Below are 1,208 nucleotides of genomic sequence, written 5' to 3'. Positions count from 1 at the left end.
CCTTCAAAGTGGATGGTTAGCTGAGACAGTGTCAGATTCCAGTTCTGCACCGGGTGCGACCAGCGCTCAGTTGCTTTTAACATACCCGCGTACAGTAGCTTAAGCAAGCTACTCTCATTGCTAAAGCCGCCTTTGGTTTTGGTCAGTTTTCTGAACTGGCGGTGTACCGCCTCAACGGCATTGGTTGTGTAGATAACGGTCCGAACATAGTCGGGGTATTTAAAATACGCTGAGAGTGTCGGCCACTTATTGCGCCAGGATTGAATAACGATGGGATATTTATCGCCCCATTTGGCTTCTAAATCATCCAGAGCGCTTTCGGCAGCGGACAGTGTCGCGGCTTTATACACGCATTTTAAGTCGGCCATGAAGGCTTTCTGATTTTTGCTGGCCACGTACTTCATCGAGTTGCGAATTTGATGAATAATGCAGTGTTGCACCTCGGTTTTCGGGTAAATGCTTTCAATGGCTTCGGGAAAGCCTTTTAAGCCATCGACGCAGGCAATCAGAATATCCTGAACCCCTCGATTGTGTAGGTCAGTCAACACACTCAGCCAGTGATGTGCGCCTTCTGATTCGGATAAATAAAGGCCCAGAAGCTCTTTTTTGCCGTCAATATTGAGGCCAAGGATGGTGTAAACAGCTTTGCTGATAAAACGCCCATTCTCTTTAATTTTATAGTGAATGGCATCGAGCCAGACAATGGGGTAAACCGCTTCTAAAGGTCGTTCACGCCATGCCTGAAGCTCCGGCAGAAGCTTATCCGTGACAGCATTAATGGTGCCGTTTGAGACATGAATGCCGTACAGGTCTTCAATGTGCATGCGAATGTCTTGATAGCTGGTTCCAAGAGAAAACAGCGCAATAATTTTACGCTCCAGCTCATCGGTTAAATGCGTCTGATGTTTTTTAACCAGTTGCGGCTCAAATGAGCCGGCTCTGTCGCGGGGCGTATCTAGTTCAAAACTGCCGGCAGGACTCTTAACTGCTTTTGACGTCGAGCCGTTCTTGCGATTAGGTTGCTCTTTATCACTGAGATGCTCTTCAAGCTCAGCCTGCATCGCAGCTTCAGTGAGTTGTTTAATAAGCGGTGTCAGGATGCCGTCTTTGCCGGTGAGGTCTTTGCCTTCACGCAACTGCTTTAAAGCGGCATCCATGTCGAAATTGGTTTTGGTCATATGTCATCTCTTTTTTGCTTAGTTTAACGA

At 47.4% G+C, this 1,208-nt stretch carries 1 protein-coding gene; it reads right to left on the bottom strand.

Annotation, left to right across the window (positions count from 1 at the left end):
- On the bottom strand, positions 1-1,178 hold a 1,178-nt coding region (locus DEU30_RS13555), incomplete at its 3' end, for an IS256 family transposase (protein WP_133493661.1).
- Positions 1,179-1,208: the final 30 nt, after the last annotated feature.

The organism is Idiomarina sp. 017G (assembly GCF_004362265.1).
In the GTDB taxonomy this organism is placed as follows: domain Bacteria; phylum Pseudomonadota; class Gammaproteobacteria; order Enterobacterales; family Alteromonadaceae; genus Idiomarina; species Idiomarina loihiensis.
Note: the sequence above shows the minus strand (reverse complement) of the source record. Positions and strands in the feature narration are given on the sequence as shown.